20 protein-coding genes and 1 tRNA gene are annotated in these 22,678 nt (G+C 69.2%); 11 read left to right on the forward strand and 10 right to left on the reverse strand.

Annotated features, from left to right (window positions below; genetic code table 11):
* Positions 1–103: 103 nt before the first annotated feature.
* From BN1193_RS10285 to BN1193_RS10310, 6 genes are all read left to right on the forward strand, one after another.
* Positions 104–394 carry a hypothetical protein gene (locus BN1193_RS10285; RefSeq protein ID WP_040166184.1) on the forward strand — a complete coding sequence of 97 codons (291 nt, stop codon included), beginning with the start codon at positions 104–106 and terminating at the stop codon, positions 392–394.
* Positions 395–404: 10 nt separating this feature from the next.
* The gene (locus BN1193_RS10290) at positions 405–2,078 is read left to right on the forward strand and encodes a helicase-associated domain-containing protein (protein WP_040166185.1); all 1,674 of its coding nucleotides are present in this window, start codon (positions 405–407) and stop codon (positions 2,076–2,078) included.
* Between the two features lie 76 nt (positions 2,079–2,154).
* Entirely contained in the window at positions 2,155–3,801 is a 1,647-nt protein-coding gene (locus BN1193_RS10295) for a DNA repair helicase XPB (protein ID WP_040166187.1), read from the forward strand.
* A 148-nt stretch (positions 3,802–3,949) separates the two neighbouring features.
* Positions 3,950–4,636: a response regulator transcription factor gene (locus tag BN1193_RS10300; protein ID WP_040166189.1), complete on the forward strand. Its 687-nt coding sequence runs from the start codon at positions 3,950–3,952 to the stop codon at positions 4,634–4,636.
* Between the two features lie 127 nt (positions 4,637–4,763).
* Entirely contained in the window at positions 4,764–6,422 is a 1,659-nt protein-coding gene (locus BN1193_RS10305; RefSeq protein WP_230206482.1) for a sensor histidine kinase, read from the forward strand.
* A 118-nt stretch (positions 6,423–6,540) separates the two neighbouring features.
* Positions 6,541–6,828 carry a WXG100 family type VII secretion target gene (locus tag BN1193_RS10310; protein WP_040166191.1) on the forward strand — a complete coding sequence of 96 codons (288 nt, stop codon included), beginning with the start codon at positions 6,541–6,543 and terminating at the stop codon, positions 6,826–6,828.
* An 84-nt stretch (positions 6,829–6,912) separates the two neighbouring features.
* Here BN1193_RS10310 and groL read toward each other — a convergent pair whose 3' ends face one another.
* The 4 genes from groL to BN1193_RS10330 all read right to left on the reverse strand — a co-directional run bounded on the left by groL (position 6,913) and on the right by BN1193_RS10330 (position 10,560).
* On the reverse strand, positions 6,913–8,532 hold the full coding sequence (gene groL / locus BN1193_RS10315; RefSeq protein ID WP_040166193.1) for a chaperonin GroEL: 1,620 nt from the start codon (positions 8,530–8,532) through the stop codon (positions 6,913–6,915).
* 164 nt (positions 8,533–8,696) lie between these two features.
* A complete protein-coding gene (locus tag BN1193_RS10320) occupies positions 8,697–9,257 on the reverse strand; it encodes a LytR C-terminal domain-containing protein (RefSeq protein WP_040166196.1) in 561 nt (186 codons plus the stop codon).
* Positions 9,258–9,307: 50 nt separating this feature from the next.
* Positions 9,308–9,538: a DUF3263 domain-containing protein gene (locus BN1193_RS10325; protein ID WP_230206483.1), complete on the reverse strand. Its 231-nt coding sequence runs from the start codon at positions 9,536–9,538 to the stop codon at positions 9,308–9,310.
* Positions 9,535–10,560 carry a DUF2332 domain-containing protein gene (locus BN1193_RS10330; RefSeq protein ID WP_040166197.1) on the reverse strand — a complete coding sequence of 342 codons (1,026 nt, stop codon included), beginning with the start codon at positions 10,558–10,560 and terminating at the stop codon, positions 9,535–9,537. The genes BN1193_RS10325 and BN1193_RS10330 overlap by 4 nt, the downstream gene beginning before the upstream one ends.
* 67 nt (positions 10,561–10,627) lie before the next feature.
* Between BN1193_RS10330 and msrB the strand changes: the two genes are divergently transcribed.
* Positions 10,628–11,035 carry a peptide-methionine (R)-S-oxide reductase MsrB gene (msrB, locus tag BN1193_RS10335; RefSeq protein ID WP_040166199.1) on the forward strand — a complete coding sequence of 136 codons (408 nt, stop codon included), beginning with the start codon at positions 10,628–10,630 and terminating at the stop codon, positions 11,033–11,035.
* Positions 11,032–11,907, forward strand: coding sequence for a nitroreductase family protein (locus BN1193_RS18575; RefSeq protein WP_094770433.1), 876 nt, complete (start codon positions 11,032–11,034; stop codon positions 11,905–11,907). The genes msrB and BN1193_RS18575 overlap by 4 nt, the downstream gene beginning before the upstream one ends.
* A gap of 18 nt (positions 11,908–11,925) precedes the next feature.
* On the opposite strand, the gene BN1193_RS10345 is transcribed toward BN1193_RS18575, so the two are convergent.
* From BN1193_RS10345 to BN1193_RS10355, 3 genes are all read right to left on the reverse strand, one after another.
* A complete protein-coding gene (locus BN1193_RS10345) occupies positions 11,926–12,903 on the reverse strand; it encodes a DMT family transporter (protein ID WP_040166200.1) in 978 nt (325 codons plus the stop codon).
* 103 nt (positions 12,904–13,006) lie between these two features.
* Positions 13,007–15,229: an NADP-dependent isocitrate dehydrogenase gene (locus BN1193_RS10350; RefSeq protein WP_040166201.1), complete on the reverse strand. Its 2,223-nt coding sequence runs from the start codon at positions 15,227–15,229 to the stop codon at positions 13,007–13,009.
* A 146-nt stretch (positions 15,230–15,375) separates the two neighbouring features.
* Positions 15,376–16,881 (reverse strand): MFS transporter, encoded by a 1,506-nt coding sequence (locus BN1193_RS10355; RefSeq protein WP_040166203.1) that lies wholly within the window; start codon positions 16,879–16,881, stop codon positions 15,376–15,378.
* Between BN1193_RS10355 and BN1193_RS18040 the strand changes: the two genes are divergently transcribed.
* Positions 16,880–17,026 carry a hypothetical protein gene (locus BN1193_RS18040; protein ID WP_154670787.1) on the forward strand — a complete coding sequence of 49 codons (147 nt, stop codon included), beginning with the start codon at positions 16,880–16,882 and terminating at the stop codon, positions 17,024–17,026. The two genes, BN1193_RS10355 and BN1193_RS18040, sit on opposite strands and share 2 nt — an antisense overlap.
* An 850-nt stretch (positions 17,027–17,876) precedes the next feature.
* Here the strand turns inward: BN1193_RS18040 and BN1193_RS10360 are convergent.
* Together BN1193_RS10360 and BN1193_RS10365 are read right to left on the reverse strand one after the other, a co-directional pair.
* Positions 17,877–17,949, reverse strand: a tRNA-Thr gene (locus BN1193_RS10360).
* 31 nt (positions 17,950–17,980) lie between these two features.
* A complete protein-coding gene (locus BN1193_RS10365) occupies positions 17,981–19,114 on the reverse strand; it encodes a thioredoxin domain-containing protein (protein ID WP_052460646.1) in 1,134 nt (377 codons plus the stop codon).
* Positions 19,115–19,324: 210 nt separating this feature from the next.
* Between BN1193_RS10365 and BN1193_RS10370 the strand changes: the two genes are divergently transcribed.
* A complete protein-coding gene (locus tag BN1193_RS10370) occupies positions 19,325–20,431 on the forward strand; it encodes an ABC transporter ATP-binding protein (protein ID WP_040166834.1) in 1,107 nt (368 codons plus the stop codon).
* Positions 20,432–20,516: 85 nt separating this feature from the next.
* On the forward strand, positions 20,517–21,812 hold the full coding sequence (locus BN1193_RS10375; RefSeq protein WP_040166206.1) for a DUF4032 domain-containing protein: 1,296 nt from the start codon (positions 20,517–20,519) through the stop codon (positions 21,810–21,812).
* A 198-nt stretch (positions 21,813–22,010) separates the two neighbouring features.
* Here BN1193_RS10375 and BN1193_RS10380 read toward each other — a convergent pair whose 3' ends face one another.
* Entirely contained in the window at positions 22,011–22,649 is a 639-nt protein-coding gene (locus BN1193_RS10380) for an NAD(P)-dependent oxidoreductase (RefSeq protein ID WP_040166208.1), read from the reverse strand.
* Between the last annotated feature and the right edge of the window lie 29 nt (positions 22,650–22,678).

Below are 22,678 nucleotides of genomic sequence, written 5' to 3' on the forward strand. Positions count from 1 at the left end.
CACCTCGCTGACCTTCTCGCCCCGACGGGCGGTACCACTGGATGAGCAGGAGACCCCTGCGGTGACAGCCTACCGGGGCGAGGGCGCACTACGCTGGAGGGTGATGAACACTTCGCAGCCGGCCGAAGAGCCCCCCGTCCAGCGCGTCGACCGGTGGTTGGCGCTGGCCTCGATCACGCTCATCGTGCTCGCCGTGATCAGTTTCTTCGCGATCATCATCGGCACCGCCGTGGGCCTGACCCATGAGGACTTCCAACACGGCGTCTGGCCCGCCGCGGCCGCCATCATGACCTACGGTCTGCCGGTCGGCGTCGTGCTGTTCTTCATCCTGCTCATCACCAACATGGTCCGCCGCTCGCGCGCGACCAAGCGCACCACGGACCGGAAGCGCTGAGCGTCCCTCGATGACCGCCGACGCGCGCCCGCTCGCCGCCGCCCTCACGGCCGCGCCGGACGCCGAGGTGGCCGCCCTCCTCCGCGCGCGCGGCATCGTCGACCGCCCGGCGCTGCGAGACTTCTTCGACCTCGCCGAAGTGCTGCTCGAGCCCACTCACGTCGCCGATGCGCTCGCCGCCCTCCCCGCCGACCTGGCGCGGGCCATCGCCACGGCCGACCCCAGCGTGGCCGAATCTCACCGAGCGGCGCTCCAGTCGGCCGCTCTGATCGGCGCGGACGGTGCACCGTACGAAGCCGTGCGCGTGGCCGTCGCAACACTGCCCGTTCCGGATCTGCCCGCCACCCGATCGGTCGCGAGCGTCGACTCCGCCACCGCCGCCGAGCGCGCCTTCACCAGCGTGAGCGCGGTCGCAGACCTGCTGCTGGCGACGTACGCGCACCCGATCGCGACCATCGGGTCGGGCGCGATCGGCGCAGCGGATCGCCGTCGACTTCTCGAGGAGGACGTCGTGGCGGCCCCCGAGGACGTCGATGCGTTCGTCGAGATCGCCGCGGCCGCCGGGCTCCTGCGCCAGGTGGACCGCGAATGGCAGGTGACCGCGCAGGCGCACGGTTGGCTGAACGCGTCGACCCCGGATCGCTGGCGATCCCTCGCACTCGGTCTGGCCGCTCTCGCCCCGGAACAGCTGCATGACGGGGATGCCTGGACTCCGGTCAGCGACTGGCTTCTCGCCTACCCGTGGAGTCCGACGTGGCCGACGCGCGCTGCGGAGCTGAGCCGGGACGCGGACCTGCTCGGACTGTTCGATCCCGCATCTCACGCTCCCACACCGTGGGCCGCCGGTGATGCCGCAGCCCTTAGCGCGCACCTTCCCGCCGAAGTGGATCGGGTGTTCCTGCAGAACGACCTGAGCGTGATCGCTCCGGGCCCGCTCGCCCCCGAACTGGACCTGCGGCTGCGCTCCATGGCCGTCCGGGAGTCGCACGCGCAGGCGTCCACGTACCGGTTCACCGCGGCGTCTGTGCAGAACGCGCTCTCCCACGGCGAGAGCGCCACGAGCATCACCGACTTCCTCGGCGCGCTGTCCCTGACCGGCGTTCCGCAGCCCCTGTCCTACCTGGTTCAGGAGTCCGCCACGCGGCACGGATCGATCACGGTGAGCACGGATGCCGCGTCGGGGCGCACGCGCGTTCGCACGGCCAACGACACCCTCCGCGAGATGCTCGCGGTGGATCAGACCCTGCGCTCGCTCGGACTCGTCGTGGACGTCGGCAGCCTCAGCACCCGCGTGGACCGGGACCTGGTCGCGCTCGCGCTGGCCGAGGCCCATTACCCCGTCGCGGTCGTGGATTCCGACGGCCGGTTCGAGCCGTTGCAGCGCGGCCGCGTCGCGCCGGAGACGGACGACGCCCCCGATGCGAGCGCTGCGCTGGTCACCCGTCTGCGGGAGTCCGGCGGCACCGATGTCGAACACGCCTGGTTGATGCGGGAGCTGGACGCCGCCGTTCGTGCGAAAGCCCTCCTCGAAGTGACCGTCGCGATGCCGGGCGGAGAATCTCGCACCCTGCTGCTGGAGGCCGCCGGCCTCGGTGGCGGACGCCTCCGCGGACGTGACCGCGCCGCCGATGTGGAACGCACCCTGCCGCTGTCGCACATCACCCACGTCACCGTGGTGCGCTGAGGACCCTCCCGTCGCGGACCCGTCATCCGGTGACATGTCGCCCGTCCCCGGGCGCACGCCGGTAGAATGGACCCTTATGTCCGACGGTCCCCTCATCGTTCAGAGCGATCGCACCGTGCTGCTGGAAGTGGCACACCCCGACGCCGACGCCGCCCGCCACGAGCTGGCGGTGTTCGCCGAACTGGAGCGCGCACCCGAACACATCCACACCTACCGCATCACGCGACTCGGCCTGTGGAACGCCCGCGCCGCCGGGCACACCGCCGATGACATGCTGGCCACGCTGGACCGCTTCAGCCGGTTCCCGGTGCCGCCGTCGGTGTCCACCGACATCCGCGAAACGGTCGAGCGCTACGGGCGGCTGATCATCGAGCGCGATGCCGAGGGCCAGCTGATCCTCCGCACCAACGACGTCGCGGTCCTGACCGAGGTCGCACGCAACAAGCGGATTCAGCCACTGCTGGTGGGCCACCCCACTCCGGACACGCACGTCATCGATGCCTGGGCGCGCGGTCAGATCAAGCAGGAGCTGCTGAAGATCGGATGGCCTGCCGAAGACCTCGCCGGCTACACGCCGGGCACCCCGCACGAGATCGAGCTCGCCGAGGACGGCTGGGCACTGCGTCCGTATCAGCGCCAGGCGGTGGACACGTTCGTCACCGGCGGTTCCGGGGTCGTGGTCCTCCCCTGCGGCGCCGGCAAGACCCTCGTCGGAGCGGGTGCGATGAGCCAGACCAAGACGAACACGCTCATCCTGGTCACCAACACCGTCAGCGCCCGCCAGTGGCGCGACGAACTCCTCAAGCGCACCTCGCTCACGCCGGACGAGATCGGCGAATACTCCGGTGCGGCCAAGGAGATCAAGCCGGTCACCATCGCGACGTACCAGATCCTCACGGCGAAGCGGAAGGGCGCCTACGCCCACCTGGCGCTCCTGGACGCCCTCGATTGGGGGCTGATCGTCTATGACGAGGTGCATCTGCTGCCCGCGCCGGTGTTCAAGCTGACCGCCGACCTGCAGGCGCGCCGCCGCCTCGGGCTGACCGCCACCCTGGTGCGCGAGGACGGCCGAGAGGGCGACGTGTTCAGCCTGATCGGCCCCAAGCGCTTCGACGCACCCTGGAAGGAGATCGAGGCCCAGGGCTTCATCGCTCCGGCCGCCTGCTACGAGGTGCGGGTCGACCTGCCGGACGCCGAACGTCTGGAGTACGCGGCCGCCACCGACGACGAGCGGTACCGCATGGCGGCCACGGCGACGGCGAAGATCCAGACCGTCAAGGACCTGGTCGCCAAGCACGCCGGCGAGCAGATTCTCGTGATCGGCCAGTACCTCGACCAGATCGACGTGCTCGCCGAAGCCCTGGACGCCCCCAAGATCACCGGGGCCACCCCCGTGGACGAGCGCGAGGTGCTGTTCAACAAGTTCCGCACCGGCGAGGTCTCGGTGCTGATCGTGTCGAAGGTGGCGAACTTCTCCATCGATCTCCCGGATGCCTCCGTGGCCATCCAGGTCTCGGGGTCGTTCGGATCACGCCAGGAGGAGGCGCAGCGCCTCGGCCGGCTGCTGCGGCCCAAGTCGACCGATGCGACGGCGAGCTTCTACACGCTCATCGCCCGCGACACCGTCGATCAGGACTACGCGCAGAACCGTCAGCGGTTCCTCGCCGAACAGGGCTACAGCTACACGATCCTCGACGCCGACTCGCTCGCCCCGGCGGCCTGACGGCGCTACCGCACGGGCGACGGCGGTCCTGATCAGCGGGCCCATCACGACGCGCTCACCCCGATCCGACCCCTGTTCGCCGCCGGCATACGGCCAATCCGCGCGTTCCACTGCCGCTACATAGGAATCGCTGGCAATAATGGGGGGCATGACCGCACCGCGCATTCTGATCGTCGACGACGAGCCGAACATCCGGGATCTCCTCACGACGGGGCTCCGCTTCGCAGGTTTCCAGACCCGTTCCGTGTCCAACGGCGCGCAGACCATCTCCGCCGTGCTGGAGGAGGAGCCCGACCTGATCGTTCTGGACGTCATGCTTCCGGACATGAACGGCTTCAGTGTCACCAAGCGCCTGCGTGAGGCCGGCTACACCGCGCCGATCCTCTTCCTCACGGCGAAGGACGACACCGAGGACAAGATCGCCGGGCTCAACGCGGGCGGCGACGATTACGTGACCAAGCCGTTCGCGCTCGATGAGATCGTCGCCCGGATCCAGGCGATCCTGCGCCGCACCATGCAGGCCGACGAGGAGTCCGTGATCCGCGCCGGCGAGCTGACGATGGACCAGGACACGCACGACGTCTTCGTCGGAGACGCCTCCATCGACCTCAGCCCCACCGAGTTCAAGCTGCTGCGCTACCTGATGCTCAACCCGAACCGGGTGCTCAGCAAGGCGCAGATCCTCGATCACGTCTGGGAGTACGACTTCAACGGCGACGCCGGCATCGTGGAGAGCTACATCTCCTACCTCCGCCGCAAGATCGACCCGCACACCGAAGAGTCGCTGATCCAGACCAAGCGCGGCTTCGGATACATGCTCAAGACCGCCAAGTAGGTCGGCCCTGGAAGAGCACTCCGATCCGATCACTCGGTGGTGGCGCGGGATCAGTCTCCGCGCCAAGATCACCGGGGTCACGGTCGCGATCCTGACGATCGGTCTGCTGTCCGCGGGCCTCGGCGTCGTGCCGTTCCTGCAGCAGCGCTTCATCGAGCAGATCGACGACTCCCTGAAGCAGTCCTCGGCGAGCGACCTGGTCAGCCAGCTGTTCGATGTGACCAAGACGAGCGAGTCCAGCGTCACGATCTCCGCACTCGCTCCGGTCAGCGGCACGAACCCGCCCTACGTCGCCCTGTACAAGCAGGACGGCTCGCTGGGGGCGACCGGCGGCCGCTCCGACGGCATGCAGCCGCAGTTCCCGACGCAGATGCGTCCGGACAAAGTGGCGCAGCAGTCCATCGACGCGTTCTGGCTTCCGGACGCCGATGGAGACATCACCGCGTTCCGCGCGACCGTCTCATCGGTCCCGATCACGCTCGGGGACCGCAGCACGCTCGTCTACCTCGTGGTCGCGCTGCCGGCCTCGCAGGTGGAGTCGAACATCGGCGCGTACCTGACCATCTACCTGGCTCTCGCCGCCCTGACCGTGCTCGCCGCGGCCCTGCTCACCCGGTGGGTGGTGACCCTCGCGTTCCGCCGTCTCGGGCAGGTGGAGTCCACCGCCATGGCCATCGCCGCCGGCAACTTCAGCCAGCGCATGCCCGGCGCCGAGCCGCGCACCGAGGTCGGTCGCCTGAAGCTGGCGATCAACACCATGCTGGGCCGTCTGGACGCGGCGATCGATCAGCGCGACACCACCGTGCAGCAGATGCGTCGCTTCATCGGCGATGCCAGCCACGAGCTGCGCACCCCCCTCGTCACCGTTCGCGGCTACGCCGAGCTGTACCGCATGGGAGCCATCCGCGGGGAGGATGACACCGCCCAGGCGATGGAGCGCATCGAGAAGGAGGCGATCCGGATGACCACACTGGTCGAGGACCTTCTCGCGCTCGCCCGGCTGGACGAGCGCCGCGACATCGTCTTCGCCGCGGTGGATCTGCGACCGATCGCCCGCGATGCCGCGATGGACGTCCGCGCCGCCGCCCCCGATCGCACGGGGACCTTCATCGACACGACGGCCTCCCCGGTGCCCGCGGCACGGGATGCGGCCATCGTCGCGGAGGAGCAACCCGACGCCGCCGGTCGTCGACGCGCGCCCGGGACCGCCGCGATCGCGAGCCTCGGACGCCGCCTGGTGCGTCGCCGCGCCACCGACACCGGTCCGACCGAGCTCACCCCGCAGACGGCGCCGATGCCCGCGGTGCCGCCGATCGTGCCCGAGCCGATCGTCTCCGGCCAGGAGGACAAGATCCGCCAGGTCGTCACGAACCTCGTCGGCAATGCGCGGCGATACACGCCCAACGACTCCCCCATTGAGATCGCCGTGGGTGTCGATGACGCCCACGAGCACGGCTGGATCGCCGTGATCGATCATGGTGAGGGCATTCCGGAACAACTTCGCGGGCGGATCTTCGAACGCTTCTGGCGCGCCGACACGTCGCGGACCCGTGAGACCGGGGGAAGCGGGCTCGGACTGTCGATCGTCGCCTCGATCGTGGACAGTCTGCACGGCACGATCGCGGTCGCCGAGACCCCGGGCGGGGGCGCGACCTTCCGCGTCAGCTTCCCTCTGCTCAGCGCGCGCGATCCTCAGGACCACCTCGCGATCCCGACCCAGCCGCTGCAACGGCTGGCGCTGGATGAGGACGGCGCGCCGATCCGACCGGACATCGCGACCGCCTGACCGACCGCTCCCGCTCCTCCCCAGGGCAGGGTGAGCCCGCCCCGCTCCGTTCGCGTGCGACGCGGCTCACGCCACCGCGGCCGCCTTCGTAGCCTCGAGGCAACGAAAGGACGGACAGATGGCAGTCTTCTCAGTCGACAGTGATGAGGTCATCGCGGCGGCGATGCGGGCACGCGCCACAGCGGCGCGCATCCGGCAGGACGTGGACACGATGGCGATCATGCTGGTCGATCTCCAGAGCACGTGGACCGGAGCGGCCTCGGCCGGCTTCCAGCGACTGCTGGAGGAGTGGCGCGCGGCGGACCGCACGGTGGATCAGGCACTCGATCATCTCAACCAGACGCTCGACCACGCCGGCCGCAGCTACACGGAGGCGGAAGGGGCGGCGATGGCGATGTTCCGCTGACCCGCCCGGGATTCCCGCCGCCCCCGGGCGGGAACGGCGAAGGGCCCCGGCATCAGCCGGGGCCCTTCGTTCACTCGGTGTGACTCAGAAGTCCATGCCACCGGTCGGGTCGCCCGCGGGTGCGGCGGCCTTCTCCGGCTTGTCAGCGACGACGGCCTCCGTGGTGAGGAACAGCGCGGCGATCGACGCGGCGTTCTGCAGCGCCGAACGGGTCACCTTGGTCGGGTCGATGATGCCCTGCGCGAACAGGTCACCGTACTCGCCCGTCGCGGCGTTCAGGCCGTGGCCCGTCGGCAGCTCGGCGACCTTGTGCGCGACCACACCCGGCTCGAGGCCGGCGTTGGTGGCGATCTGCTTCAGCGGAGCCTCGATGGCGACACGAACGATGTTCGCACCGGTCGCCTCGTCACCGGTGAGCTCGAGCTCGCCGAACGCGGCGTTACCGGCCTGGATGAGGGCGACGCCACCACCGGCGACGATGCCCTCCTCGACGGCGGCCTTCGCGTTGCGAACGGCGTCCTCGATGCGGTGCTTGCGCTCCTTCAGCTCGACCTCGGTCGCGGCACCCGCCTTGATGACGGCCACGCCGCCGGCGAGCTTGGCCAGGCGCTCCTGCAGCTTCTCGCGGTCGTAGTCGCTGTCGGTGTTGTCGATCTCGCGACGGATCTGCGTGACGCGACCCTCGATCGCGGACGCCTCGCCGGCACCCTCGACGATCGTGGTCTCGTCCTTGGTGATGATGACCTTGCGAGCACGGCCGAGCAGGTCGAGGGTGGCGTTCTCAAGCTTGAGACCGACCTCCTCGGTGATGACCTGGCCACCGGTGAGGATGGCGATGTCCTGCAGCTGCGCCTTGCGACGGTCACCGAAGCCCGGGGCCTTGACGGCGACGGACTTGAAGATGCCGCGGATCTTGTTCAGCACGAGCGTCGCGAGGGCTTCGCCCTCGACGTCCTCGGCGATGATGAGGAGCTCCTTGCCATCCTGGATCACCTTGTCGACGATCGGCAGGAGGTCCTTGATGTTGGAGATCTTCTGGTTCGCGATCAGGATGTACGGGTCCTCGAAGACCGCCTCCTGGCGCTCCGGGTCGGTGACGAAGTACGGGTTGATGTAACCCTTGTCGAAGCGCATGCCCTCGGTGAGCTCGAGCTCGGTGCCGAAGGTGTTGGACTCCTCGACGGTGACCACGCCCTCCTTGCCGACCTTGTCGATCGCCTCGGCGATGAGCTCGCCGATGGCCGGGTCAGCGGCGGAGATGGACGCGGTCGCGGCGATCTGCTCCTTGGAGTCGATCTCCTTCGCGTTCGCGTGGAGCTGCTCGATGATGGCCGCGACGGCCTTCTCGATGCCCTTCTTCAGCGAAATCGGGTCGGCGCCGGCCGCGACGTTGCGCAGGCCCTCGCGCACGAGCGCCTGAGCCAGGACCGTGGCGGTGGTGGTTCCGTCACCGGCGACGTCGTCGGTCTTCTTGGCGACCTCCTTGACGAGCTCCGCGCCGATCTTCTCGTACGGGTCGTCCAGCTCGATCTCCTTGGCGATGGAGACACCATCGTTGGTGATCGTGGGGGCGCCCCACTTCTTCTCGAGTACGACGTTGCGACCGCGCGGGCCGAGCGTCACCTTGACGGCGTCGGCCAGGATGTTGAGGCCGCGCTCGAGACCACGGCGGGCCTCCTCGTCGAAAGCGATCATCTTTGCCATGTGTGTGTCGTCCCTCCCGGACGTAGGCGAATCTGCTTAGCACTCACATGAGGCGAGTGCTAACAGCCATTCTGGCACTCGACCATGCCGAGTGCAAGCCGCGCACACGCGCTTCTCAGCGACCGAATCGCGCTCCTCGCCGGGACCGGACCGTTCCGCTCCGATCACTCGCTCGAGGAGAAGTCCTCGCCGATCACGACGGTGAGCTGCATCTTCTTGGACGCCGCGTCCTGCTGGTAGGCATCACTCTGCTGAACGGTCGCGAGACCGAGCGTCTTCGCGAGCCCGAGCGCCGCACCGCGATCGCCGGGGTTCACGTAGTAGACGGTAGAGGTCGGGAAGTCCTTCTGGTCGCTCGAGACGGTCAGCACCGCGTCGGCGGTCCACCCCGCGGCCAGCACCTCCTGCTGCGCGACCTCGGTGTCGGCATCCGTGGGCCCCGCGTTCAGGATCAGCACGACGGATTTCGTGTCGATCGTGGGCGAGACGGTGGGAGTGGGGGTCACCGCGGCTGTCGATTGCGTGGCGGGAAAGAGATCGATGCGATCGGTCACCACCAGCGCGGCGAAGACACCGACGAGGAACAGCACGATCGCCCCGACCGCCGCCCACAGGAACACCAGTCCGAGGCGCAGGCGTGGGTTCTCGGCCCGATGCGCGCCGACACGGCCCTGATCTCGCGGCACGGCGTCGAATCGGTCGTCCGGGTATCGGTTCTTCGGCACCCCCCGATGCTACCGGGCGACTCCATCAGAATCCGCCGGACGGGGGCGTGTCAGGCGACGGCGGCCGTCTCGCGCATTCTGCGCAGGCGCCGAACCAGCAGCGGATCGTGCGCGAGCGCGGCGGGAGCGTCCAGCAGTCGCCCGAGCAACTGGTAGTAGCGGACGGCGGTGATCCCCAGGTTTCGTTCGATGCGATCCTCCTTGGCGGCGCCGTGCCCCGGCCAGTCCGCCTCGAGCTCGAGGATCAGGCGGTCTCGGGGGCTGAGGTCGATCATCGTCATGGCTTCACCGTACGACCGACCCCCGACATCGAGCCGTCCGCTTCGCCCAACCAGCGCACGCGTGCACCGAGCGGGTCGGCGTCCGCGAGCACCTCGCCGTCCAGGGCGAGCGCGAACCCGTCCGTCACCTCCTCGACCGGGCCCCGCAGGCCCTCGTACAGCCCCGGACGATCCAGCGTCACCCACCGCACGGGCAGGGCCTGGATCATCTCGACGAGCGCGTTGCGCTGCCGCCAGGGCAGGAACGGCAGCAGGCCGGGCGTGGTGACGACCACGGTCGCCCCCGCCGGCGCGCGCTCGACGAGCTCCGGCAAGCGGGCGGCGGCATCTCCCGACACCAGCGACGGTGGGTCTGCGGCGGCGATGTCCAGGGCGGAGCGGATACGTTCGGCCCGACCCGTCTCGCCCGGCCAGACCAGGGCCTGCAGCCACGCACGATCCTCCGGGTCAGCGGGATCCAACGGGGACAGGTCGACGCCCGCCCGCCACACGATCTGCGGCAGGGCGAGCGGTGCGGGGCCGGACAGGTCCGCCGACAGGACGACGCCGGAACCGCCGACCGGCCCCACGCTGCGCACTCCGTCGACCGCGCGATATCGGTACGCGTACCGGTCCGGATACAGACAGAGCCCCGCCGCGGCGCCGAGCTCGACCAGCGCGATCGGGCCGTCGACGAGCGCGAGTGCCGGCAGCAGCGCCGCACACCGCTGCGGTTCGTTCGTCTGCAGCGAGCGTCGGTCGATCTCCCGAATGATCTCCTGGCGGTGCGCCCGCACGAAGGCGGTCCACTCCGCGGTGTCGTCGCCCTCCCCCGCGCCCAGAAGGCGCGTCACGGCGAACACCAGCGGCGGCTGACGTCGCTGCGACGGGAGGGCGGCGATGATGCCGGCGACCTCCGCGTCGGCGGCGACGCCCGTCGCCCATCGCCGATACACCTCGCTGCGACCCGGCGCCTCGTCCCGCGCGAACCGGGCGTACCGCTCGCGAACCTCGTCCGTCGCGGCCTGCTCTGGTGTGCTCACACCCCATTCTGTCCCGCGTCCGGAAACCGGTGCCCCACATGCTCTCGCGACGTTGTTGAATGGAGGTATGTCGTACAGCGTGGACAAGACCCCCGAGCAGTGGCGAGAACAGCTCGACCCGGACCGTTTCGCGGTGCTGCGACAGGCGGCGACCGAGCGAGCGTGGACCGGTGAGCTCCTGGATGAGAGCCGCGCCGGGCTGTACACGTGCGGCGCGTGCGGCGCCGAACTCTTCCGCAGCGGCACCAAGTTCGACTCCGGCTGCGGCTGGCCGAGCTTCTACGAGTCGGTCCGCCCGGAGGCGGTGGAACTGATCGAGGACGACAGCCTCGGAATGGTGCGCACCGAGGTGCGTTGCGCCGCGTGCGGATCGCACCTGGGCCACGTGTTCCCGGACGGTTTCGGCACGCCGACGGGTGATCGGTACTGCATGAACTCCCTCGCGCTCGAGTTCACCCCGGAGACGGAGGAATGACGGCGTTCGACGCTGTCCTCGCCCGCCGTTCGCAGTCGAAGGTCACGGACTCCGCACCGGATCACGACGAGCTCGCGCGCCTCGTGGCCGCGGCCGGACGCGTCGCGGACCATTCGTCCCTGCGACCCTGGCGGTTGATCGAACTGCGCGGCGACGCTCGGCTGCGGCTCGGCCGGGCGTTGGCGCACGCTCGCGGCGAAGATGCCGTCTCCACCAAACCCCTGCGAGCGCCTCTGCTCATCGCCGTCGTGGTCGTGGAGCGGCCGAGCAGCAAGGTTCCGGGCTGGGAGCAGGAAGCGGTCGCGGCCGGCGTCGCCCACACCCTGAGTCTGCTCCTGGATGAGGCCGGGTGGGGCGTCATCTGGCGCACGGGCGAGCACACGCGCGCCGAGCGAGTGGCTCTCGCGCACGGTCTGCGCTCCGGAGAGCGACTGCTCGGCTGGCTCTACGTCGGCGGAAAGCCGGACGACCGGGTCCGGGGCCGCCGCGAGCTGGACGCCGAGGCGTTCCTCTCCGACATGCCCACCGGCGAGCTGCCGACGGCGCTGCCTGCGGCCCCATCGAAGAAGAAGAACAAGGATAAGAGCGACAAGCACGGCAAGAAGGGCCGTAAGAAGGCCAAGAAGAAGGCCGAGAAGGAGCGGAAGAAGAGCCGGTCCGCAACGGAGGGCGCAACGCCCACCCCGGTGGGCGAGGATGGCGCGAACGCACCAGCGGATGCCGTCAAGCGCAGGGCCGATGCCGCCGCCGCCCGGATCGCCCGTGCATCGCGGCGACAGGAGAAGCACGTGCGGGCCATGGGATCGGAGGACGAACGCGAGGTCAGCGTCGTCAGTCGCGCCGCCCCCGCTCCGCCCGTGATCCGTCGCTGACCGGAAGGGGCCGCGCGTTCAGGCGCGGGACGCCCGGCGCGGACGCAGCCGATGCCACGGTGAGGCCGCGACCACCACGGACGCGAGCGCGAGCGCGCCCATCGCCGTCGCATGCCACGCATCCGGACCCGACAGCGCGGGCCAGATCGCGTCGATCACGAGCGATGTGAGGATCTGACCGACCACACTGCCGAGACCCAGCAGCAGCACTCCGGTGCGGGCGACGAGGGCGGCCCCCAGGAAGATGTACACGACACCCATCGCCCCGCCGATGTAGAACCACGCATCGGTGGGAAACGGTGCGGTGGGTCCGGTCACGGCGACACTGATCAGGGCGGCAACCCCGAGCACGGCGGTGCCCCCGATGAAGTTGACCAGGGTCGCCGTCAACGGCGTTCCCACGGCGCGACCCAGGCGGCCGTTGGTGGCCTGCTGCCAGGCGATGCCGACGCCGGCTCCGAACGGCAGGAGCAGCATCCACCACGCTGTGCGGCCGAGAACGTCGCCGGTGAGCGAGACGACCACCGCGGCCAGGGCGAGGACTCCCCCGATCAGTCGCGCCACGGTCACCGCCACGACCCCGGCCGGCCCGTAGCCGATCCGGTCGATGACCAGTCCGCACAGAGCCTGCCCCGCGACGACGCCGACGGTGAACAGCGAGACGCCGATGATCCCGACCGTGAGGCCCTGGGTGGCCACCGTGAGGGCTCCGGCCACACCACCGAGAACCATCCACGGCGGAATCCGTCTCTCCCGCAGCCCCCGCACGAGCGAGCGTGCGCCGGCACGTCCGGCCGGAATCAGGGCGGACACGACCGCCATCAGCACCAGACCGCTGCCGAACGAGACGAACGCCGCGACGAAGCCGGAGTGCAGCTCCACACCGAGTGCGCCGTTGATGCGCGCCTGGGCCGCCGTCAGGACGCCGATGAGAACGGCGCCGAGTAGAGCGAGCCAGAGCGGCAGGCGCGGTGCGTGAGGATCAGCGGGGGTCACCGTCCCACGCTAGGCGACACCGGACCGGACCGAGAAATCCGGTCCTCGAAGCGACGAGGACCCCCGCCGCCGAAGCGGTCGAGGGTCCTCAGGTGACGGTTTCTCAGGCGCTGATGCCGTCGATGATCGCGTTCAGGGTCTGCGACGGGCGCATGACGGCGGACACCTTGGCCTCGTCCGGGTGGTAGTAGCCACCGAGGTCGACCGGCGATCCCTGTGCGCCGTTCAGCTCGCCGATGATGGCGTCCTCCTGGGCGACGAGCGCCTCCGCGATCGGCGCGAACGCGGAGGCGAGCTCGGCGTCGGCGGTCTGCTGCGCGAGCTCCTCCGCCCAGTAGCGGACCAGGTAGTAGTGGCTGCCGCGGTTGTCGAGTTCGCCGGCGGAGCGCGAGGGCGACTTGTCCTCGTCCAGGAAGCGACCGGTCGCCGCATCCAGTGCGACGCCGAGCACCTTGGCACGCGGGTTGTCGGCCTGCTTGGCGTTCTTCTCGAACGACACCGCGAGCGCGAGGAACTCACCCAGCGAGTCCCAGCGCAGGTGGTTCTCCTCCTGCACCTGCTGGACGTGCTTGGGCGCCGAACCACCGGCACCCGTCTCGAACAGCCCACCACCGGCGAGCAGGGGAACGATCGAGAGCATCTTCGCGGAGGTGCCGAGCTCGAGGATCGGGAACAGGTCGGTCAGGTAGTCGCGCAGCACGTTGCCGGTCACCGAGATGGTGTTCTCGCCGCGGCGGATGCGCTCGACCGAGTACTTCGTGGCGTCGACCGGGTTCATGACCTCGATCGTGAGACCGTCCGTGTCGAGGTCGGCCAGGTAGGCGGCGACCTTCGCGATCAGCTGCGCGTCGTGGGCGCGGTTCTCGTCCAGCCAGAACACCGCCGGGGTGTCGGACTCGCGAGCGCGCTCGACAGCCAGCTCCACCCAGTTGCGCACCGGGATGTCCTTGGTCTGGCATGCGCGCCAGATGTCACCGGTCGCGACGGTGTGCTCCAGGAGAACATCGCCGGCGGCGTTCACCACCTGGACCTTTCCGGGAGCGGCGATCTCGAACGTCTTGTCGTGCGAGCCGTACTCCTCCGCCTTCTGCGCCATCAGTCCGACGTTGGGGACATCGCCCATCGTGGCCGGGTCGTAGGCGCCGTTCGCACGGCAGTCCTCGATCACGGCCTGGTAGACGCCGGCGTAGGACGAGTCCGGAATGACCGCGAGGGCGTCCTGGCGCTCGTTGCCGACGTTCCACATCTTGCCGCTGTCGCGGATCATGGCAGGCATGGACGCGTCGACGATGACATCGCTCGGCACGTGCAGGTTGGTGATACCCCGAGCGGAATCGACCATCGCGAGAGCGGGCCCGTCCTGGTAGCCCTTCTCGATCAGGCGCTCGACGCCGGCGCGGGTGTCCGCGTCCAGGGCATCCAGCCCGCCGATGATCGATGCGAGGCCGTTGTTCGGCGACAAGCCGGCGGCGGCGAGCTGCTCGCCATAGGTCTCGAACAGCTCGGAGAAGAACGCCCGCACCACGTGACCGAAGATGATCGGGTCGGAGACCTTCATCATCGTGGCCTTGAGGTGTGCGGAGAAGAGGATGCCCTCCTCCTTCGCACGAGCGACCTGCGCGCGCAGGAACTGATCCAGGGCGGCGACGCGCATGACGGTCGCGTCGACGACCTCGCCCTCGAGGACGGCGATGCCGGCCTTGAGGTCGGAGGACTGGCCGTCCTCACCGACGAACCGGATGGTGAGCGTGTCCGCCGCCGGAAGCGTCACCGACAGCTCGTTGGTGGCGAAGTCGTCCTGCCCCATCGTGGCGACGTTCGTCTTCGACTCACTCGACCAGGCGCCCATGCGGTGGGGGTGCTTCTGGGCGTAGCCCTTGACTGACAGCGGTGCGCGGCGGTCGGAGTTTCCCTCGCGCAGCACCGGGTTCACGGCGGAGCCCTTGATCCGGTCGTAGCGGGCGCGGACCTCCTGCTCCTCGGGCGTCCCCGGGGCGTCCGGGTAATCCGGGATGTCGTAGCCCTGCATCTGCAACTCGGCCACGGCTGCCTTCAGCTGCGGCACCGATGCCGAGATGTTCGGCAGCTTGACGATGTTGGCCTCGGGCGTCTTGGCGAGCTCGCCGAGCTCCGCCAGCGCGTCACCGATCTTCTGATCATCGGCGAGGTTCTCCGGGAAGGTCGCGATGATGCGTCCGGACAGCGAGATGTCACGGGTGGCGATGGAGACTCCGGCCCGGGAGGCGAAGGCCTCCACCATCGGCAGGAATGAGTGCGTCGCCAGCATGGGCGCTTCGTCGGTGTGCGTGTAGATGATCTCTGCCATGGAAAAAGGCAACTCCCTCAGCGGTGCGACAGTCGTGGGCGGGCATACGCCGCCCCAGCGATTCTATGCCAGGGCACGTGCGCAACGTTCCGCGCCCCCACTCCCGATCGGCGGGAATGGGAGCGCGGCTGCAGCGGAGGTCGGCCTCAGCTGCTCGAGGCACCGGCCCCGACGATCGGCAACGGCATCGTGGACGTGTCCACGAACGGGTTCTCATCCTGCGTCTGCTCGAGTTCCTGCGCTTCCGCCCTCGTCTCCACGGAGGGCACCGAGCCGAGCAGCGGCCGCTTCGCGGTCTCCTTCATGGACAGCAGCGCGATGCCGGCGATCGCGGCGAAGAACATGATGTAGAACGCCGGCATGAAGGTGTTGCCGGTGAGGTCGATCAACCACTGGCTGAACAACGGGGTCGTGCCGCCGAACAGCGAGACGGCCACGTTGTACGCGATCGCCATCGCGCCGAAGCGCGACGCGGTGGGGAACAGCGCCGGCAGCGCGGATGCCGAGATGGCCACGTAGAACGCCACCGGAACGGCCACCATGACCAGCGCGACCATGACCGCCCACTCCGTGCCGATCTGCATGATCGCGAACGCGGGAATCATGAGCACGATCGTGGAGATGACCGCGATCGCGTACACCGGCTTGCGTCCGATGCGATCCGAGAGCCGGCCGATGAACGGAAGGCAGGCGCTCATCACGACGAGCACCGGGACCGTGGCGATGGCGGCCATGAGGTTGGACACCCCGACCTCGGTCTCCAGGTAGGTCGGCATGTAGCTCGTCAGCGCGTAGCCGGCGGTGTTGGTCGCCGACACCAGCGCGATGCCGATCAGGATCTCGCGCCAGTGATACTTGATGATGCCGATGATGCCGTGGCGGGCCAGCGGATCGGTCTGCGGCAGTTCCGGTACACCCTCGCGCTGCTCCGCCTCGTACGCCGGCGTTTCCGGAATCCGCATCCGGAACCAGATCGCGACGATGCCGAGGGGAATCGCCAGCAGGAACGGAATGCGCCAGCCGTAGTCGACCATTGCGCCCGATCCCGACACGGCCTGCGTGATCCAGGTCGTCAACGCGACGGCCGTCGCGCCGGCGGCGAAGCCGATGTAGCTGCCGACGTCCAGGAAGGAGGACCAGAAGCCGCGCTTGCTGTCCGGCGAGAATTCCGAGACGTACGTCGTGGCGCCGGCGTACTCGCCGCCGGTGGAGAAGCCCTGCACCATCTTCAGCACGTACAGCGGCACGATCGCCCACACGCCGATGGCCGCCGACGTCGGCAGCAGGCCGATGAGCGCGGTGGCCGCGGCCATCATCGCCATCGTGAGGAACAGGACGCGCTGCCGGCCGATCCGATCGCCGAGCGGACCGAGGATCAGCCCACCGATCGGGCGGACCAGGAAGGAGATCGCGAACCCGAGCAGAGTGAGCAGGAGCCCGACCGGGCCGGCGTCAGCGCCGATGAAGACGGTCGTGAGCGTCACGGCCAGGTAGCCGTAGATGCCGAAGTCGAACCACTCCATGAAGTTGCCGACGACGGTGCCCGAGATCGCCGTGCGGAGGTTCTTCGGTTGGACGATGAGAACGTCGTCGGCAGTCAGGCGACGGGTCGTGCGCGGTGGACGCGCGGGGCGTTCAGAGATACGAGACATGACGTCGACTCCGCTGATGAGCGGCGCCTGCCCCCGGCGTACCGGGGAGCGCCCACGGCACCCGCGTGCGGAGTCCCTCACTTTCGTCTGGGCGATCCCGGGCGAGGCTGCTCTGCGCATCGCCGCGGGGCGGTTGCCGCGCTGAGCCCATGACGATACGCGCGATGCACAGCGGCCACGCCGGTTTCTCCCCCGCGGGTTGGAAATCGCCGTGAACGTACTGCAAAGTCCCGGTGCCCACAGCGACCGGACCCGGCACGTCCGGAAGGCGATGCCCTGCTCGCGCCCCTCCGCCGGGAACACCGGAGAGCCCCACCACGAGCGAGGAGGCCTCCGGAAACGAGCAACGCCCCCGGCGAGTGCCGAGGGCGTCAGATGTCCGCCACGAACGGTCCCGGATCATCCGTGTGCAACTTCCATATCTTTCGATGAGAGACCACTCACGCTCGGTGCTGGGGGTGACGCGGCGCAGCGGCACCAGCCGTTTCCAGCTCGGCGTCATCCTGGAGCACCGGGGACTGCTACCGGCGTCCGCCGTCGACGGCTGAGCCCGACGTCAGGGGTTGACCGGTGCCAGGTCGATGCGGAAGGGCTCGGTGGCCCCGGAGTAGTCGTCGAGGCGAGCTTTTCCACATCCTCGGCGGCGATCGGGTGGCGCGCCACCTGGATCTGGACCTCGCGCGCCGTCCACGGGTATGACGAAGCCGCCGCCTCCACCGATCGAGGCGATGCGGAAACCGTTCGCCTCGCCGGAGTGGTTCGCGCCATCCGCCTCGACGGTGATCACGCCGGCGGCGACGTCGTTCCACTCCGCCGCATCCAGCGCGGGCAGCTGAGCGTCGTAGCTGACGTCGATGAGCGCGTCTCCGGGAGCATGACGAGAGCGACAGCGAGAGCTCCCACGCCCCGGCGCTTCATGCGTCCCCTCCCTGCTCCGGAACACGGCGAAGGCCCCGAAACCCGGACTGATCCGAGAGTCGGGGCCTTCACGTGAGAGCCGACTACGGGACTTGAACCCGTAACCGCCCGATTACAAGTCGGGTGCGCTACCAATTGCGCCAAGTCGGCATGAGGGCCAGCCTACCGGCTGACCGTCACGTCACTGAGCGGGAACCTCTGACTCGGTGGGCTCCGGCGTGGCCGCCTCGGTCGGCGCGGGGGTGGCGGTGTCCGAGGCCGCCGGCGTCGGGGAGTCGGTCGGCGACGCGGTGGGCGTTGCGTAGTAGGCCTTCGACTCGGCGTCCATCACGAACGCCATGAACTCAGCCGGGTCATCGAGTGCGCCGATGTAGGGTGTGCCGTTCACGAGGACCAGCGGCACCTTGTTGAGGGGCTGCTTCGTGTCCGGCAGGTCCGCGGACTTGGCACGATCAGTGGCCGCCTTCACCCAGGGCTGGTAGGTGCCGTTCGTGATGCATCCGCGCAACCCCTGCGGGTCGCCGGCGCCGACGGCCGCAGCGAGGTCAGCCAGGGACGCGTCCGTCATGCCGTCGCCATCCGTCGACGGCTGCTTGGCCAGCAACTCGTAGGTGTAGGCGAAGAAGTAGTTCGGTGCGTACGAGGCGACGCACGCCGATGCAGCGGCTGCTCGCAGAGAGTATTTGGTGCCGTTCGACTTCGACGTCAGCGTCGCGACCGGGTGGTAGGACAGGTCCACGGAACCGTCGGAGATCATCCGCGCGAGCTGCTTCGCATTGGCCAACTGGAAGGTCGCCGAATCCGGATCGAGGAAGTCGAAGTAGACGCGGACCTTGACCGGAGCGGCAGGGCTGGAGGCGGGATCGGCCGTGGCCGACGGGTCCGGCGTCGCCGTCGCGGTCGGACTCGTGATGGTGCCATTGCCCGCATTGGTCGGCAGGCGCACACCGTCGGCGGTGATGTGGATGCCATCGTTGGCGGTGACGTTGGCCGGCGCGACCTGCGGCTTCCCGGCGGCGTCGGAGAGCACCGAGGTGACGACGACGGCGATGGCGGCCACGATGGCGACCAGCACCACGAGCAGGACCGACCGACGGATCACGCGGTCGCGCCGCTGCTTGGCCTTGACCTGCTCCGCACGTTGACGCACCTGCGTGCGCGCGGATGCATCGGTCGCGACCGGTCCGGTGGGTACGGGCACCGCGCCGGTACGAACCGGTGCGGGACTCACGACCGCCGGGTTCTGCTCCTGCGGAGTCTCCTCGTTCGGGGTCTGATCGTCCGGGGTCCGGTCGTTCGTCTCGTCATTCGCCATAGGGTCTTCGTGCCTCCCGCGTCCGTCGGATTCGGACGCGCCGCCGTCGCGGCAACTGAACGATGCTACCGATTCACACTGGGAAATGCCCAGACTGCCCGGCTGTGCCATACTGATCGCGACCCGATGACGGGTCACGGCGGTTCACCCCCGTCGCTCATTCACAACGGATCGTCCGGCACGTACCTGCCGGTGAAGGAGAAGAACGTCATGGCATCTGTGACTTTCGATGACGCCACGCGTCTGTACCCGGGGGGCACCCGCCCCGCTGTCGACAAGCTCAACCTCGAGATCGGCGACGGCGAGTTCCTCGTCCTGGTCGGCCCGTCCGGTTGCGGTAAGTCGACGTCCCTGCGCATGCTCGCCGGCCTCGAAGAGGTCAACTCCGGCCGCATCCTGATCGGTGACCGCGACGTCACCGACGTGCCGCCGAAGGACCGCGACATCGCGATGGTGTTCCAGAACTACGCGCTGTACCCGCACATGACCGTCGCCGAGAACATGGGCTTCGCACTGAAGATCGCCGGTGTCGGCAAGGAGGAGCGCGCCGCTCGCGTGCTCGAGGCGGCCAAGCTCCTCGACCTCGAGGACTACCTGAACCGCAAGCCGAAGGCCCTCTCCGGTGGTCAGCGTCAGCGCGTCGCCATGGGCCGCGCCATCGTCCGCCAGCCGCAGGTGTTCCTCATGGACGAGCCGCTGTCGAACCTCGACGCCAAGCTCCGTGTCCAGACCCGCACCCAGATCGCGTCGCTGCAGCGTCGCCTCGGCGTCACCACGGTCTACGTCACGCACGACCAGACCGAGGCCCTGACCATGGGTGACCGCATCGCGGTGCTCAAGGACGGCATCCTGCAGCAGGTCGGCACCCCGCGCGACCTGTACGAGCAGCCCGCGAACGAGTTCGTCGCCGGCTTCATCGGCTCTCCCGCCATGAACCTCTTCGTCACCGACGTCACCGATGGTGGCGTGCTGTGGGGCGATGAGGTCGTCCCGGTGGAGCGCGAGGTGCTCGCCAAGGTCAGCGGCAAGCAGGTCAAGATCGGCGTTCGTCCGGAGGACCTCGTCGTCGCCGGTGCGGACTCGAAGGGCCTGAAGGTCCAGGTCGACCTCGTCGAGGAGCTCGGCGCCGACGGTTACCTCTACGGCCGCGCCAACGCCTCCGGGGCCAGCGAGCACGAGATCGTGGCTCGCGTCGACGGACGCAAGCACCCGATGGCGGGCGACTCGGTCACGCTGTCCGCCGTCCCGGGTCACGTGCACGTGTTCGATGCCGAGACCGGTGAGCGTCTCACCGAGAAGGCGATCGCTGCGGTCTGATCCGACCCGATCCGATCCGCGATGATGCGGCGTGTGGGACTCGTCCCCACGCCGCATCATCCTTTTCCCCAGCCGGGAGGCCAGCATGACTGAGGCGTTGAGCATCACCGCCAGCGCGATCGATCCGGGGCTGCTGCAGCTGCCGTGGTCACTCCCCCTGGCGCAATGGCCCTCGCGCGCGATCGTCTCGCTCCCGAAAGGCCTCTCCCGCCACCTCGTGCGCTTCGCTTCGCTGTCCGGGCGCGTCGTCGCCGTCAAGGAGACCACGGAGGCGATGGCCCGCCGCGAGTACGAGATGCTCGGCAACCTGCACCGCCTGGATGTGCCGTGCGTCGAGCGCGTGGCCGTCATCGCCGGGCGGACCGACGACGCCGGACTCCCCCTCCCCGCGGCCCTGGTCACCGCGCACCTGCGCTTCTCGATGCCCTACCGCGCGCTGTTCACGCAGGTGCTGCGTCCGGACACCGCCGACCGACTCGTCGACGCGCTGGCCGTCCTGCTCGTGCGCCTGCACAACGTGGGCTTCTTCTGGGGCGACGTGTCCCTGTCCAATACCCTCTTCCGACGCGACGCCGGAGCCTTCGCGGCCTACCTCGTGGACGCCGAGACCGGTGAACTGCACGAGAACGGCCTGACCCCCGGTCAGCGCTCGCACGACCTGGACGTCGCCCGAACCAACATCGCCGGCGAGATCATGGACCTCGCCGCGGGCGGGCGGCTCGAGCGCGGGGTCGACGCCATCGAGATCGCTGACCGCCTGGTGGCCTCGTACCGCTCGTTGTGGACGGCACTGACGTCGCAGGAGTCGTTCGCCGCCGACGAGTCCTGGCGCATCACGGAACGGGTTCAGAAGCTGAACGATCTCGGTTTCGATATCGATGAGATGTCCATCCGCACCACCGCGGACGGCACCACGGTGCTCATCCAGCCCAAGGTGGTCGACGCCGGACACCACCAGCGACGCCTGCTGCGCCTGACCGGCCTCGACGTCGAGGAGAACCAGGCGCGACGCCTGCTGAACGATCTGGACCAGTACCGTGCGCGGATCAGTCGGCTGGGCAGCGACGAGGAGATGGCCGCGCACGAGTGGTTGACCCGCGTCTTCGAGCCGGTGGTGAAGTCCATCCCCTACGACCTTCGCGCCAAACTCGAACCGGCCGAAGTGTTCCACCAGGTGCTCGAGCACCGCTGGTACATGTCCCAGGAACGCGGACGTTCGGTCCCGCTCGCGGAGGTGCTCTCCAGCTACGTCCACGATGTGCTGCGCCACCGCCGGGACGAGGCGACGATCATGGGCCCGCCGACGGAGACGACGTCGCTGCCGCTGCTCTCCCCCTCCGACGATGAGGACGACGGCCGCGACTGGCGCGACCTCGTCTGAGCCCGGGTCAGGGCTCGACGTACCGACCCTGCGGCCGCAGCCGTAGCGGCGCTGCGGTGTATTCGGCCGCGGCCGGTTGGAGTGCCCGCGTGATCGAGCAGGCGGCGGATCATCCGCCCCTCCTCGCGCTACGTCGGTCCGCCGGTCCGAGCGTGAACGACGAACGCCCCGGAGCGATCCGGGGCGTTCGTGGTGCGGTCAGTAGCCGACGGTGAAGCGCTCGCCGACGTGCTTCGGCGTCTCGATCTCGTCGAGCACGGCGATACCGAAGTCCGCCCCACCGATGTTGCTCTCGCCGTCCGCGTCGGTGACGATCACGTCGCCACCGTCGCGGTAGGTGCCACGGCGCTCGTGGTCGTTCCACGGTCCGAATCCACCGGCGGGGTGGATCAGGAACCAGTCGTGCCCGGGACCGGCGGCCTGCAGGTCCTCGAGCACGGCCGCCATCTCGCGGGCCTCGTCCGCGAACTCGGCCGGGAACTCCCCGTCGATGACGCGCGGCCCGCCGGGCGCGACGAGCGAGCCGCCGGCGCCACCGATGACACCCACGCGGACGCCGGCCGGCAGAGCCGCGATGGTCTCCGCGATCGCCGGACGAGTGCGGCCGGCCATCTCGCCGCGCGGCGAGGTGGCGAAGATCACGACGTCGGCGTCCCCGATCGTCTCGACGAGAGCCGGGACGTCGAGCAGGGTTCCGGTGCGGTACGTCACCCCCTCCTGCGGCTGCTCGGGCTCGCTTCGAGAGACGGAGACGACGGCGTGACCGCGCTCCTTCGCCTCGGAGACGATGTTGCGGCCGGCGTAGCCGGTTCCGCCGATGACGGCAATGCGCGACATGGGAGTCCTTTCCTCGTTCCCCGAACGTA

The sequence above is a fragment of the Microbacterium gorillae genome, assembly GCF_000826185.2.
GTDB lineage: Bacteria > Actinomycetota > Actinomycetes > Actinomycetales > Microbacteriaceae > Microbacterium > Microbacterium gorillae.